Annotated in this window: 12 protein-coding genes; 6 read left to right on the forward strand and 6 right to left on the reverse strand. The window is 71.4% G+C overall.

What is annotated here, in order from left to right; translation table 11 throughout:
* Positions 1-178 precede the first annotated feature (178 nt).
* Positions 179-820, reverse strand: coding sequence for a DUF6758 family protein (locus tag ACWD0J_RS25375; RefSeq protein ID WP_451498124.1), 642 nt, complete (start codon positions 818-820; stop codon positions 179-181).
* 158 nt (positions 821-978) lie between these two features.
* Here ACWD0J_RS25375 and ACWD0J_RS25380 point away from each other — a divergent pair, with 158 nt between their 5' ends.
* Positions 979-2,214: an MFS transporter gene (locus ACWD0J_RS25380; RefSeq protein ID WP_451498125.1), complete on the forward strand. Its 1,236-nt coding sequence runs from the start codon at positions 979-981 to the stop codon at positions 2,212-2,214.
* Positions 2,215-2,255: 41 nt separating this feature from the next.
* Here ACWD0J_RS25380 and ACWD0J_RS25385 read toward each other — a convergent pair whose 3' ends face one another.
* The gene (locus tag ACWD0J_RS25385) at positions 2,256-2,840 is read right to left on the reverse strand and encodes a suppressor of fused domain protein (RefSeq protein WP_451498126.1); all 585 of its coding nucleotides are present in this window, start codon (positions 2,838-2,840) and stop codon (positions 2,256-2,258) included.
* A gap of 474 nt (positions 2,841-3,314) precedes the next feature.
* Between ACWD0J_RS25385 and ACWD0J_RS25390 the strand changes: the two genes are divergently transcribed.
* Complete coding sequence (locus ACWD0J_RS25390) at positions 3,315-4,433, forward strand: magnesium and cobalt transport protein CorA (RefSeq protein WP_451498127.1); 1,119 nt, start codon at positions 3,315-3,317, stop codon at positions 4,431-4,433.
* A gap of 23 nt (positions 4,434-4,456) precedes the next feature.
* Positions 4,457-4,969 carry a hypothetical protein gene (locus ACWD0J_RS25395; protein WP_451498128.1) on the forward strand — a complete coding sequence of 171 codons (513 nt, stop codon included), beginning with the start codon at positions 4,457-4,459 and terminating at the stop codon, positions 4,967-4,969.
* A gap of 41 nt (positions 4,970-5,010) precedes the next feature.
* Here the strand turns inward: ACWD0J_RS25395 and ACWD0J_RS25400 are convergent, their stop codons facing one another.
* The gene (locus ACWD0J_RS25400; RefSeq protein WP_451498129.1) at positions 5,011-5,760 is read right to left on the reverse strand and encodes a hypothetical protein; all 750 of its coding nucleotides are present in this window, start codon (positions 5,758-5,760) and stop codon (positions 5,011-5,013) included.
* A 223-nt stretch (positions 5,761-5,983) separates the two neighbouring features.
* Here ACWD0J_RS25400 and ACWD0J_RS25405 point away from each other — a divergent pair, with 223 nt between their 5' ends.
* Genes ACWD0J_RS25405 through ACWD0J_RS25415 form a run of 3 tightly spaced genes read left to right on the forward strand, consistent with a single transcriptional unit; the run spans position 5,984 to position 9,090 of the window.
* Positions 5,984-7,333: a magnesium transporter MgtE N-terminal domain-containing protein gene (locus tag ACWD0J_RS25405; protein WP_451498130.1), complete on the forward strand. Its 1,350-nt coding sequence runs from the start codon at positions 5,984-5,986 to the stop codon at positions 7,331-7,333.
* Positions 7,323-7,913 carry a DUF1003 domain-containing protein gene (locus tag ACWD0J_RS25410; protein ID WP_451498131.1) on the forward strand — a complete coding sequence of 197 codons (591 nt, stop codon included), beginning with the start codon at positions 7,323-7,325 and terminating at the stop codon, positions 7,911-7,913. The genes ACWD0J_RS25405 and ACWD0J_RS25410 overlap by 11 nt, the downstream gene beginning before the upstream one ends.
* A gap of 43 nt (positions 7,914-7,956) precedes the next feature.
* Positions 7,957-9,090, forward strand: a complete 1,134-nt coding sequence (locus ACWD0J_RS25415) for an Mrp/NBP35 family ATP-binding protein (protein ID WP_451498132.1) — start codon at positions 7,957-7,959, stop codon at positions 9,088-9,090.
* A 76-nt stretch (positions 9,091-9,166) separates the two neighbouring features.
* Here the strand turns inward: ACWD0J_RS25415 and ACWD0J_RS25420 are convergent, their stop codons facing one another.
* The 3 genes from ACWD0J_RS25420 to ACWD0J_RS25430 all read right to left on the reverse strand — a co-directional run bounded on the left by ACWD0J_RS25420 (position 9,167) and on the right by ACWD0J_RS25430 (position 12,660).
* Complete coding sequence (locus tag ACWD0J_RS25420; RefSeq protein WP_451498133.1) at positions 9,167-9,823, reverse strand: hypothetical protein; 657 nt, start codon at positions 9,821-9,823, stop codon at positions 9,167-9,169.
* 216 nt (positions 9,824-10,039) lie between these two features.
* Entirely contained in the window at positions 10,040-10,477 is a 438-nt protein-coding gene (locus ACWD0J_RS25425; protein WP_451498134.1) for a sec-independent translocase, read from the reverse strand.
* Between the two features lie 200 nt (positions 10,478-10,677).
* Positions 10,678-12,660 carry a trypsin-like peptidase domain-containing protein gene (locus ACWD0J_RS25430; RefSeq protein WP_451498135.1) on the reverse strand — a complete coding sequence of 661 codons (1,983 nt, stop codon included), beginning with the start codon at positions 12,658-12,660 and terminating at the stop codon, positions 10,678-10,680.
* Positions 12,661-12,936 lie beyond the last annotated feature (276 nt).

The following is a 12,936-nucleotide window of genomic DNA, read 5'->3' on the forward strand; positions in this document are numbered from 1 at the left end:
ACGGAAGCGGACGTTCAAAGGATAACCGGACTTCCGCGCCCCTTTGTCACACCCGCAACCGCCGAGTGCCCCCTACGAAGCGTTGCGCTCCGACCCCGCCAGGAGCGCCGGGAATTCCGCCCTTCCGATCGGGCCACCCGGCCACCCGACCACCGACCGCCCGGCCCGCCCAGTGGAGCTACGGCTCAAGAAGGCGCGGTGAGAGCGCTCCGCACGGCAGCAGCTCCACTTCCGCCCCCGCGTCCCGCAGGTCCGTCAGCACCAGCTCGTCGTACATCAGCATCCCGGACTGCTCGGGCCACACCACCGCCCACAGCCACATCCCGAGCGCCTCGCCCGCGAAGACCGCACGGTCCTCCGGCGCCCCGGAGACCAGCCAGAGCGGGGTCGGGCGGCCGGCGGCCAGCACCTTGGTCTGGGGCGGCTTCTCGACGTTCAGGTACGGCCCCGGGTCCGGGCCGTCGACGCCCGCGTACCGCGCGCCGAGACCGACACCGAGCTCCTCGGCCACCAGGACCAGCTCGCCCATGCCGCCGAGCGGTCCGGGACCGGAACAGGCCACCGCCGTGGCCCGGCCGCCGCTGCGGTCGTCGCCGGCGCAGGCCACGCCCGTGAACAGCCAGCCGACCGGCAGCGGCCACGGCATCCACACCGGCACCCGCGTGCGGTGCACCACGACTTCGAGGGCCTCGACGCTGGGCGGGATCACGGGCTGGACCGGATGTACGGCGCCGTGCACATCGCACTGCCAGGTATCGGCGAAAAGTCCGGGAGCCCTGACCCGGCCACCACACTTCGGGCAACTGGGTTCGCCCCTCATAGCGCCCCACGGTCCTACCCCCGCTCCGCCACGTCAAGGGACGATCACCCGTCCGGGCGGAAGCCGCCCTCGGGAAGATTAGATGTGGCTTGCATTAATTAGCCAACCTAACTTACTGTGTGTATATACCAACCATCTCCCCAGGGACGGAGTACGTGATGGGACCGAGTCAGGACCCCTTCGACGCGGGAGCCGGCGGCCTCCTGCGGCAGCCCAAGGCGGTCTGGGCGACCGCCGGGGCGTCCGTCGTCGCCTTCATGGGCATCGGACTCGTCGACCCGATCCTGCCGTCCATCGCCTCGGGCCTGAACGCCACCGCCGGCCAGGTCTCCCTGCTCTTCACGTCGTACTTCCTGATCACCGCGGTCGCGATGCTGGTCACCGGCTTCATCTCCAGCCGCATCGGCGGCCGCAGGACTTTGCTGCTGGGCCTCGCGCTGGTCGTGGTGTTCGCGGCCCTGTCGGGCACCTCGGACTCCGTCGGCGAACTCGTCGGCTTCCGGGCCGGCTGGGGCCTCGGCAACGCGCTGTTCGTCTCGACGGCCCTCGCGGTCATCGTCGGCGCGGCGGCCGGCGGCAGCGCGGCCGCGATCCTGCTCTACGAGTCCGCCCTCGGCCTCGGCATGGCGTGCGGCCCGCTGCTCGGCGCGCTGCTCGGCGACGCCAGCTGGCGCTACCCCTTCTTCGGCACCGCGTTCCTGATGGCGATCGGCTTCCTGTGCATCACGGCGTTCCTGAAGGAGCAGCCGAAGCCGGCCCGCAAGACCTCACTGCTCGACCCGCTCAAGGCGCTCGGCCATGGCGGTCTGGCGTCGGCGGCGGTCTCGGCGTTCTTCTACAACTACACGTTCTTCACCGTGCTGGCCTTCACCCCGTTCGTGCTGGACATGACCCCGTACAGGTCGGGTGCCGTGTTCTTCGCCTGGGGTGTGCTGCTCGCCGTCTTCTCGGTGATCGTGGCGCCGCGCATGCAGAAGCGGTTCGGTTCGCTGAAGGTGCTGGGCGGCTCGCTGGTGCTGCTCGCGGCCGACGTGCTCGTCCTCGGCTACGGCGACCACACCACCGCCGTCGTCTGCACCATCCTGTCCGGCGCCTTCATCGGCGTGAACAACACCGTCTACACGGAGCTGGCCCTGGGCGTCTCGGACGCGCCGCGTCCCGTGGCGAGCGCGGGCTACAACTTCGTGCGCTGGTTCGCTGCGGCCGCCGCGCCCTACTTCGCGCCGAAGATCGAGGAGTGGACCGACATCCGCATCCCGTTCGTGGTGGCGGCGGTCACCGCCGTGCTCGGCGCGCTCGTGGTCGTCGTACGGCGGAAGGCGCTCACGCACGAGGCGCAGGAGCTGGAGCCGGGACACGCGACGGAGGACGGAGTCGCCGTCTTCGCCAAGTGACGTGGTCCGGGCACCGGTTGGTGACCTTCCTCACGCGGGGGTCACTCCAGCGGGACGGACCTGCGGGACGGATCCCTGAGGTCCGTCCCGTTCGTCAGCCAGCGCTCCCGCAGGGCCTGCGCGCCGTGCACCCGCTTCCACGCGGCCTCGTTCGGGGTCATGGGCAGCAGCGGCAGGAACCGAACCGGGTCGAGAGGCTCGTCGAGGTCCAGGTCCTCCACCAGGCCGCCCGGCTCGGCGACCAGGACCGAGGTGAAGGGGGCGCCCGGCCACAGCGGCTCACCGACGTCCAGGGAGGCACCGGGCGCCACGATCACGCCCTCGACCTGCGGGGACGCGGCGAGCACGGCGAGCGGGCGGAGTGCCTTGTCGGTCTCGGCGAGACCGGCGCGCACGGAGAGGATCAGCTCGGCACGCGGCCCCTTGACCGGGTCGGCGAGCATCGCTGCGGGATCGCCCATCGGCTGGGCGGACATGCCGAGCGAGGCGTAGCGGACGACGTCCCCCTCCTGGAAGCGCAGCACCTCGATGCGGTCCGTACCGAGAAAGGTGACCGCCGCGCGGGCGTCCGGCTCGCCCAGCGCGGTGCGCAGCCGGGCCTCGACCAGAGGAAGAACATCAACCATGCGGCGAGCATAGAACTCGTCAGTACCGGGCAAACCAGCGCCTTGACACTTCGGTCGGCTGCTACTCTGGGCCGGTGGTTCGGGGCAGCACGCAGAAGCGTCGCGATCAAGCCCCGACGCCGATGAGTCTCCCTTACGAGGGACCGGCCGGAGGAGGTGGGGCTGCAATGGACCGAAGTCGACCGTGCAGTAGCACCCGCTCTTCCCGCCGCTGATGTAGCTGCTCCGGCTCTGGCTGACTGCCACCTCTCGCACTCACTGCACCGCGGAAGAGCGCTTCGTTTCGTCTTACCTGATCTGTCTGATCTGCCTGCCTGAATCAGTACCTGTATCAGTAGCGAAGCTCGCCACCGCGACGTTGCGGTGCTCCCCGCTTTGTGGACGTGCCAAACATCCGCAGCCAGGACGTCCCCATTCCGGGTAGTTCCACCCGTCGCCGGCGGCCTTTCGTTGCCTGTCACGAAGGAGCCAGCCATGTCGATGATCCGTGACCTGCGTGCCGTCGTCCGTCCGTCCCGCGTCTCCCTGCGCAAGGACACCGGCCTCTACGACACCACCCGTGACCCCTCGACGCCCTCCGCCGTCGTCGACTGCGCCGTCTACCGCGACGGCGCCCGCCTCCCGACGCCGACGCCGCTGACCCCGCACGAGGCGATGCGCGTGGTGCGCCGTGACGGCGGCTTCGTGTGGATCGGTCTGCACGAGCCGACCGAGGCCGAATTCTCCGGTATCGCCAGCGAGTTCGGACTGCACCCGCTGGCCGTCGAGGACGCCGTGCAGGCCCACCAGCGGCCCAAGCTGGAGCGGTACGACGACTCCCTGTTCACCGTGTTCAAGACCATCCACTACGTCGAGCACGACCGGGTCACCGCCAACAGCGAGGTCGTCGAGACCGGCGAGGTCATGTGCTTCACCGGCCGGGACTTCTTCATCACCGTCCGGCACGGCGGGCAGGGCTCGCTGCGGGCTCTGCGGCACCGGCTGCAGGACGACCCCGAACTGCTCGCCAAGGGCCCCTCGGCGGTGCTGCACGCGATCGCCGACCATGTCGTCGACGGTTACATCGCGGTCGCCGACGCGGTGCAGGACGACATCGACGAGGTGGAGACCGAGGTGTTCTCGCCGGGCCGCCGGGGCGGGGTCTCGCGCGGTGTGGACTCGGCGGGGATCTACCAGCTCAAGCGTGAGGTACTGGAGTTCAAGCGGGCCGTCTCGCCGCTGCTGCGTCCCATGCAGCTGCTGAGCGAGCGCCCGATGCGGCTGATCGACCCGGACATCCAGAAGTACTTCCGGGACGTCGCCGACCACCTCGCCCGCGTCCAGGAGCAGGTCCTCGGCTTCGACGAACTGCTCAACTCGATCCTCCAGGCCAACCTCGCGCAGGCGTCCGTCGCGCAGAACGAGGACATGCGGAAGATCACCTCGTGGGCCGCGATCATCGCCGTGCCGACGATGGTCTGCGGCGTGTACGGCATGAACTTCGACCACATGCCGGAGCTGCACTGGAAGTACGGCTACCCCGTGATCATGTCGGTCACGGTGGCCCTGTGTGTGGGCATCCACCGCACCCTCAAGCGCAACGGCTGGCTCTGAGAGCGCCTGGTTAGGCTGAGCCCATGACACGTGAGCTGCTCGACCAGGCCCTCGTCGAGGAGGCAACGAAGAAGTCCGGCCTCATCTGGGTCAGGGGTCCCGGTGGCCCGGCCCGCGCCCTGTGGCACGTCTGGCACGAGGGCGCGGCCTGTCTGGTCGGCGACGGACCCGGTGAGCAGCCGCTGCCGGGGCTGGCCGACGGCACCGAGGCCGAGGTCACGGTCCGCAGCAAGGACAAGGGCGGCCGGCTGGTCTGCTGGACGGCGAAGGTCGTGGAACCGGCACCCGGATCCCCCGCGTGGGAGGCGGCGGTCGCCGAGCTCAAGGGCAAGCGCCTGAACGCGCCCGACGGCGAGGCGATGACCGGGCGCTGGGCCCGCGAGTGCCGGGTACTGCGCCTCGAACCGACCGGCGCGACGGCACCGCTGCCCGACGGCGACCTGGCCGCTCCGCCCCTGCCGACGCCCGCGACCACCCGGCAGGCGATCCCCGCGGGGCTGCCCAGGCTGCTGCTGAAGCGACGCAGGAAGCCGTGACCGCCAAGGCCAGCGGTGACCGCCAGGACGAGCGGTGACCGCTAGGACGTCGGCAGCTGCTTGCCGTAGTCCACGGTCTCGTCCTCGTCCGGTTCGGCCAGGGAGAAGTCCTTGTCCCAGGCCGAGAAGGTCAGGGTGCCCGCGCCTCCCGCCCGCACCAGGCGCAGGGGGTACGGCGTGCCCACCAGGGAGACGTCCAGGGTGCCGCCGGAACCGTCGTCGCCAGTGATGCGGATGGTGCGGACGCCGGCCTGCTGGTGGCGGCCGTCCGTCGCCACCGTGCCGTGCAGGGTCAGCAGACCGTCGAGGAGGACGTCCATGTCCGTGAAACCGCTGAACTTCTTGTACGAGGGATCGCCCTGCGGCACCTTCACGTACTTGTCGTCCAGCTTGTCGGCCGCCGCCGTGTCCCCGGAACCGTCATCCTTGCCGTCCGCGTCGGTCCAGAACGCCGCGTCCGCCTTCAGGAAGAGCGCCTCGCCGACCCGCAGCAGCTGGAAGGTCGCCCCCTCGGCGGTGACCGACCCGGAGGCACCGTCGGCCTTCAGACGCATGTCGAGGCGGTACGTACGGCCGCTGGCGACCACGTTGCCGGACAGCCGCACGGCGTCGGCGGACTCGGCGGCCGTCCGGGTCCGGGACTGGATCTGGTCGGCCGGCAGCTTGCCGACACCGTTGGTGCCCGCGTCCGGGTCCTCGCCGCCGCAGCCCGTCAGCACCGTCACGCCCAGGGCGCACAGCGCGCCCGCCAGGGCGCCCCTGGGGGTACGGCGCCGGGGAATCGCAGTCACAGGTGGGGCTGCCTTTCTGACAAGGGTCCTTCAGCGGCGTACGGCAGCGTACCGGGGCCCCGGGGCCCTGACGGAGCCAGTCCGTCCGGACCGCTCACCAGCGCGTATCCGATCGGGACGGGCTAGCCTGAAGCCCACCCGAGCGGGCAATTCGGAAAAGAGACCCATCAGGCAACCCACGATGCGACTCCTGACGAACCCCGCACGAGAAGGAAGCACAGCCATGGCAGCGGGCGCCCCCCGGATCTTCGTCTCGCACCTCTCCGGCGTCGCCGTGTTCGACCCGGCCGGTGACCAGGTCGGCCGCGTGCGCGACCTGGTCGTCATGCTGCGGGTCGCCCGGCGGCCGCCACGTCTGCTCGGGCTGGTCGTCGAACTCGCCACGCGCCGCCGGATCTTCCTGCCCATGACCCGGGTGACCAGCATCGAGTCCGGGCAGGTCATCACCACCGGCGTGCTCAACGTCCGGCGCTTCGAGCAACGGCCCACCGAGCGTCTGGTCTTCGGCGAACTCCTCGACCGGCGCGTCACGCTCGTCGAGACCGGCGAGCAGGTCACCGTCCTGGACCTGTCGGTGCAGCAGCTGCCGGCCCGCCGGGACTGGGAGATCGACCGCGCGTTCGTCCGCAAGGGCGGCAAGGGCGGCGCCTTCCGGCGCAAGGGCGAGAGCCTGACCGTCGAGTGGTCCGCCGTCACCGGGTTCTCCCTGGAGGAGCACGGACAGGGCGCCGAGAGCCTCCTGGCCACCTTCGAGCAACTGCGCCCCGCCGACCTCGCCAACGTGCTGCACCATCTGTCGTCCAAGCGGCGCGCGGAGGTCGCCGCGGCCCTGGACGACGACCGTCTCGCCGACGTGCTCGAGGAGCTCCCGGAGGACGACCAGATCGAGATCCTCGGCAAGCTGAAGGAGGAGCGCGCCGCCGACGTCCTGGAGGCCATGGACCCGGACGACGCGGCCGACCTGCTCTCCGAGCTGCCCACCGAGGACCAGGAGCGGCTGCTGAGCCTGATGAAGCCCGCCGACGCGGCCGACATGCGGCGCCTGCTGGCGTACGAGGAGCACACGGCCGGCGGTCTGATGACGACCGAGCCGATCGTGCTGCGGCCCGACGCGACCGTCGCCGACGCCCTCGCCCGCGTCCGCAACGCCGACCTGTCCCCCGCCCTCGCCGCGCAGGTCTACGTCTGCCGCCCGCCCGACGAGACGCCGACCGGCAAGTACCTGGGCACGGTCCACTTCCAGCGGCTGCTGCGCGACCCTCCGTACACCCTGGTCAGCTCGATCATCGACGACGACCTGCAACCCCTCGACCCCAACGCGACGCTGCCCCTCGTCGCCGGGTTCTTCGCGACGTACGACATGGTCGCGGCGCCCGTCGTCGACGACTCCGGGGCGCTGCTGGGCGCGGTGACGGTGGACGACGTGCTCGACCACATGCTGCCGGAGGACTGGCGGGAGAACGAGTTCGACCTCGACGAGAACGACAACGAGGCCGAGAACGAAGACGAGAACGAGCACGGCCGGGGCACGGACGAGGAGCGGGACCGGGGGGTGGCTTCCCATGACGCCTGACCGTGAGACCGGGGCCCGCGAGCGCACGCCCGCCGGGGCCACCGCGAGCTCCCGCCACCGCACTCCGCGCCTGGACCAGCCGCGGCCGACCCGGCGCCGGATGCTGCCCGAGTGGGACCCGGAGGCCTTCGGACGGCTGTCGGAGCGCATCGCGCGCTTCCTCGGCACCGGACGGTTCATCGTCTGGATGACGATCGCCATCATCTGCTGGGTGCTGTGGAACATCTTCGCGCCGCGCGACCTGCGCGTCGACAGCTACCCCTTCATCTTCCTGACGCTGATGCTGTCCCTCCAGGCCTCCTACGCGGCCCCGCTGATCCTGCTCGCGCAGAACCGGCAGGACGACCGCGACCGGGTCAATCTCGAACAGGACCGCAAGCAGAACGAGCGGTCCATCGCGGACACGGAGTACCTGACCCGGGAGATCGCCGCGCTCAGGATCGGCCTCGGCGAGGTGGCGACCCGTGACTGGATCCGCTCGGAACTGCAGGACCTGCTGAAGGAACTGGACGAGCGGCGCGACGGCCATGTCGTATTCCCGGCGGAACGGTCGCGGGTACGTGACGCAGACGACCGGTGACAGGCTTCCCCAGGGCCGTGTGCGGCGCCGTACCATCGACCCTATGGCTACGGAAGACGCGGTGCGTGAAGCACTGGCGACGGTGAACGACCCCGAGATCAACCGACCCATCACCGAACTGGGGATGGTCAAGTCCGTGGAGATCGGCGCGGACGGAGCGGTCGCGGTCGCCGTGTACCTGACGGTCTCCGGCTGCCCCATGCGCGAAACGATCACCCAGCGGGTGACGGACGCCGTCTCGGCGGTCCAGGGCGTCACCCGCGTCGACGTCGAACTCGACGTCATGAGCGACGAGCAGCGCAAGGAGCTGGCGTCGGCGCTGCGCGGCGGCCAGACCGAGCGCGAGGTCCCCTTCGCCAGACCGGGCTCGCTGACCCGCGTGTACGCGGTCGCGTCCGGCAAGGGCGGCGTCGGCAAGTCCTCGGTGACGGTGAACCTGGCGGCGGCGATGGCGGCCGACGGCCTGAAGGTCGGTGTCGTGGACGCCGACATCTACGGTCACAGCGTGCCGCGCATGCTGGGCGTCGACGGTCGTCCGACCCAGGTCGAAAACATGATCATGCCGCCGTCCGCGCACGGCGTGAAGGTCATCTCGATCGGCATGTTCACCCCGGGCAACGCCCCGGTCGTCTGGCGCGGCCCGATGCTGCACCGCGCCCTCCAGCAGTTCCTGGCGGACGTGTACTGGGGCGACCTGGACGTGCTGCTGCTCGACCTCCCGCCGGGCACCGGTGACATCGCCATCTCGGTGGCGCAGCTGGTCCCGAACGCCGAGATCCTGGTGGTCACGACGCCTCAGCAGGCGGCCGCCGAGGTGGCCGAGCGGGCGGGCTCCATCGCCGTCCAGACCCACCAGAAGATCGTCGGCGTGGTGGAGAACATGTCCGGCCTGCCCTGCCCGCACTGCGACGAGATGGTCGACGTCTTCGGCACGGGCGGCGGCCAGTCGGTGGCGGACGGTCTGACCCGTACCACGGGCACGAACGTCCCGGTTCTCGGCAGCATCCCGATCGACGTCCGCCTGCGCGAGGGCGGCGACGACGGCAAGCCGGTGGTCCTGACCGACCCGGACTCCCCGGCGGGCTCCGCCCTGCGGTCCATCGCGGGCAAGCTGGGAGGACGGCAGCGGGGCCTTTCGGGCCTGTCCCTGGGGATCACCCCCCGCAACAAGTTCTGACCTCGGACGTTCTGACCTCGCTACGACCACGGGGGCGCCGTCTCACCGGACGGCGCCCCCGTGGTCGTGTCACCGGCTACGCGTAGGCCGAGATGTCCTTGATCATCGCGAACCCGAGTCCGTACGCGCTCATCCCTCTGCCGTACGCACCCACGTGCACGCCCTCCTGGGTGGACCCGGCGAGCACCCAGCCGAACTCGGACTCCCGGTAGTGGAAGGGCGTGGGCACCCCGTCCACCGGCAGGGACAGCGTCGACCAGTCGGAACCGTCCAGATCGTCGGCCAGGGCCCACGCCGTCTCGGTCTGCTGCTCCAGCCACTCGTCCCGCAGCGTGTGGTCCATCTGCCCGGGCCAGGTGAAGGACAGCAGCCCCACCCCCGCGAGCCAGGCCGCCGAGGACACCGACGTGGCCTCCAGCAGGCCCGTACCGTCCGCGCTGCGCCGATCGGGGTTCGCCGCGACGGTGACCACCACCGCGAACTTCTCCTTGTCCTGCGTGCCCTCGTTCCGTACGGAGGGCTCGTCGCCGTGTCCGATCGAACCGTGCTCGACGGCCCCGTCGGCCGCCGTACCGACCTGCATCAGCCAGCGCGGCCCCGTGAAGGCCTCGTCAAGGCCGTACCACGGGAAGGGCGCCAGCAGGTAGCCGTCGACCGTACGCCGGGCGGAGGGGACCTGTTGTCCGCCCTCCGCGACCGGCGTCTGCGCGACTGCCCGACTCGTCGTCTCCATGTGCCCGGACGCCTCCTCGCTCTCGTCGGACCGGGCGGCCCGCCCCCCTTCGGACGTACTCGTCCGGTCCGCACAACAACTCGGCAGCATAGCCACACCACCGCGAGCAGCAGGGAACGCGCCCGGCGCGCGGGGCGTCCAAGGGGTCCGTTCCGGCCGTACAGCGGCAGAACGGAGTATGAAACGCGTCACGTACGACGGCGTGGGGGCCTTCGCTCAGGTGGCGTCCGCGTCGAAGGGCGGGCGGTCGTCGTCGGCCTTCTCGGGCTTCTTCGTCATGTCGACGCTGCCGCCGGAGGTCCCGGAGCTCCCGGCCGCGGACGCATCCGAGTCGCGGCTGTGCACCGCGTCGGTGACCTCGGCCATCTCCTTCTTCAGGTCGAAGCCGTTGCGGATCTCCTTGAGCCCCAGTTCGTCGTTGTCCAGCTGCTTGCGGATGAACGTCTTGGGGTTGAGGTCCTCGAACTCGAAGTCCTTGAACTCCGGGCCCAGTTCCTGCCGGATGTCCTGCTTGGCGCTCTCCGAGAACTCACGGATCTTGCGTACGGTCCGCATGACGTCCTGGATGACCTTCGGGAGCTTGTCCGGACCGAAGACGAGCACGGCGAGGACAACGAGCGTGACCAGCTCGAGCGGTCCTATGTCATTGAACACCTGAAGCTCCTTGCGATGTCCTCGGCCCTCGGCCCTCGGTGGTCCGTGCGGTCTTCCGTGGTCCGGGCCCGGTCCACGGTACCCGGCGATCCCGTACGACCGGTACCGTCCCGGGGGTTTCGGCTGCGACCGGATGGGGGCTCCTCCGGGTTGTCCGCCTGCTGGGACGGGGGCCGGCCGCTTTGCCTGTGAGGTTTCTGTCAGTCGCCGGAGGAGCCGAGGACCAGCGGGACGGTCCTCTCCTCGCCGGCGCGCTGCACGGTGAGTTCGAGGCGGTCGCCGGGGCGGTGGGCGCGGGTCTTGACGATGAGTTCCTCGCCGGAGTGGACGCGTCGGCCGTCGACCTCGGTGATGACGTCACCGGCCTTGATCCCGGCGCGGTCGCCGGGGCCGCCGACGACGACCGCCGGGCCGCCGTCGCCGCTCTTCGTGCCGACCCGGGCGCCGTCGCCGTCGTAGTCCATGTCGAGGGTGACGCCGATCACCGGGTGGGTCGCCCGCCCGGTGTTGATCAGCTCCTCGGCGACGCGCTTGCCCTGGTTGACCGGTATGGCGAAACCCAGGCCGATGGAGCCGGCCTGGCCGCCGTCCGGGTCGGTGCCGCTGTCCGCGGAGCGGATGGCGGAGTTGATGCCGATGACACGGGCCTGCGCGTCCAGGAGCGGGCCGCCGGAGTTGCCGGGGTTGATGGGCGCGTCCGTCTGGAGGGCATCGACGTACGACACGTCACTCGCGTCGCCGCTCTCGCCGCCGGCGGTGATGGGCCGTTCCTTGGCGCTGATGATGCCGGAGGTGACCGTACCCGCCAGGTCGAAGGGCGCGCCGATGGCGACGACCGGGTCGCCGACCTGGACGTTGTCGGAGTTGCCGAGGGGCAGGGGCTCCAGGCCGCTGACCCCTCTGACCCTGACGACGGCGAGGTCGTAGCCGCTGTCCCGGCCGACGACGGTGGCCTGGGCGGTGTCGCCGCTGTGGAACGTCACCGCTATCTCGCCGTCGGACCCGGCGGGCTCCACGACGTGGTTGTTGGTGAGGATGTGACCGCGGTCGTCGAGCACGAACCCGGTGCCGGTGCCCTGGTCCTCGGAGCCGGACACATGCAGGGTCACCACGCTGGGCAGGGCACGCGCGGCGATCCCGGCCACGCTCTCCGCGTCCCGCCCGGCGGGCTCGGCGGCGGCCTGCGGCAGCTCCACGTCCCCGATCCCCCCGTTCCGCTCCAGATACGCCCCGACGACGCCCCCGGCCCCGCCGGACACGAGCGCCAGCAGCACGACGGCCCCGACGACCACCTTCCGGACCCGCCTGCGCCGCTGCTCCCCGCTGGTGACGCCGGCCCCGGTCTGCTGGAGCGGGGCGGTCACCGGGGCCCAGGGGTCGTAGTTCTGCCAGGGCGTGGAGAGCGAGGGCGGGTCGGGGTCGGCGGGGGCGGCGGGCGGTGGGGGTTCCACGGCGGCAGGGGCGGCGGCGGGCGGTGACTCGACGCCGGGGGCGGGCACAGGGGCCGGCGTCGGCTCCTGGGCGGCGGGAGCGGGCGCGTAGGTCTGGGCGGGCGTACCGGGGGCCAACGGCGGGACAGGTGTCCCCCGCGGCGGCGGAGGGGGCGCCGACAGGGCTGTGCCGTGTGCCGGGGTGGCCGCCGGGTGCTGCACGGGCGGGGCGGGTGCCCAGGGGCCGGGCCCGCCGTACGGCGGGGTGCTGTAGGGGTCGGGGTCGTGCAGGGGCCTGGGTCGGTCGGTGACGGGGCCGGGGGCGCCCTCGGCCACGGACGCGCCGGGCCCCTGATCGTCGACGGGGGCGGAAGCGGGGGCAGGGGCGGTCTCGCTCCCGGCCCGGGGACGCTGTCGCTCGACCGGGGCGGTCTCCGGGTCCCTCAGTTCGTAGTCACCCTCCGGCGCCGCCGGCGTCTGAGGCGCCGGCAGGGCGAAGTCGCCCCCGTCAGGAGCCGGACGGTCCGGGGCCGGGGGACGACGGTCCGGGGCCGGGCCGGGTGCCTCACACGGTGCCCTCAGTGCGAAGTCGCCCTCGTGATCGGCATCATCGGCACCTGACCCGGCATCGGCCGGTGTGCCCTGCGGCTCCGTCGGTGTCGTCCCGCCCCGCTGCCTGGCCGTGCTCACACCGGGCACCTCGTGCGGCGCCGGCGCCGGTCCGTTCGCCTTCGCGGGCTTCCCCTCGTTCATGCTCTCCCCACAGTCACGGCCTCCAGGACCTGTCCGGCGGATCAATCCGCGGACCGGGCCCTCGCCCCCGCCTGGGGACTCCGGCCGCGCCGTCGTCGGTCCCCGACGAGAAGCCGTGGCCTCCCCGCGTCCTGATCCGCCCTGATCCGCCCTCATCCGCCGGACCGGCCCCAGCCCCCGCACGGTCGTCGGCGGTGGCCGGGTCGGCCGACGTCCCTGGATTCAACCAGGTTCGCGGGCCGCGCCGCAGACGCCGGTCAGCGGGGGGTGCCGAAG

Source organism: Streptomyces sp. NPDC003011, assembly GCF_053591515.1.

What these genes read in the sequence shown, in the direction of transcription:
- ACWD0J_RS25415 (WP_451498132.1), top strand. Translation starts at nt 7,957, where the DNA reads ATGGCTACGGAAGACGCGGTGCGTGAAGCACTGGCGACGGTGAACGAC.
- ACWD0J_RS25375 (WP_451498124.1), bottom strand. Translation starts at nt 820, where the DNA reads ATGAGGGGCGAACCCAGTTGCCCGAAGTGTGGTGGCCGGGTCAGGGCT.
- ACWD0J_RS25390 (WP_451498127.1), top strand. Translation starts at nt 3,315, where the DNA reads ATGTCGATGATCCGTGACCTGCGTGCCGTCGTCCGTCCGTCCCGCGTC.
- ACWD0J_RS25380 (WP_451498125.1), top strand. Translation starts at nt 979, where the DNA reads ATGGGACCGAGTCAGGACCCCTTCGACGCGGGAGCCGGCGGCCTCCTG.
- ACWD0J_RS25395 (WP_451498128.1), top strand. Translation starts at nt 4,457, where the DNA reads ATGACACGTGAGCTGCTCGACCAGGCCCTCGTCGAGGAGGCAACGAAG.
- ACWD0J_RS25405 (WP_451498130.1), top strand. Translation starts at nt 5,984, where the DNA reads ATGGCAGCGGGCGCCCCCCGGATCTTCGTCTCGCACCTCTCCGGCGTC.
- ACWD0J_RS25410 (WP_451498131.1), top strand. Translation starts at nt 7,323, where the DNA reads ATGACGCCTGACCGTGAGACCGGGGCCCGCGAGCGCACGCCCGCCGGG.
- ACWD0J_RS25420 (WP_451498133.1), bottom strand. Translation starts at nt 9,823, where the DNA reads ATGGAGACGACGAGTCGGGCAGTCGCGCAGACGCCGGTCGCGGAGGGC.
- ACWD0J_RS25430 (WP_451498135.1), bottom strand. Translation starts at nt 12,660, where the DNA reads ATGAACGAGGGGAAGCCCGCGAAGGCGAACGGACCGGCGCCGGCGCCG.
- ACWD0J_RS25385 (WP_451498126.1), bottom strand. Translation starts at nt 2,840, where the DNA reads ATGGTTGATGTTCTTCCTCTGGTCGAGGCCCGGCTGCGCACCGCGCTG.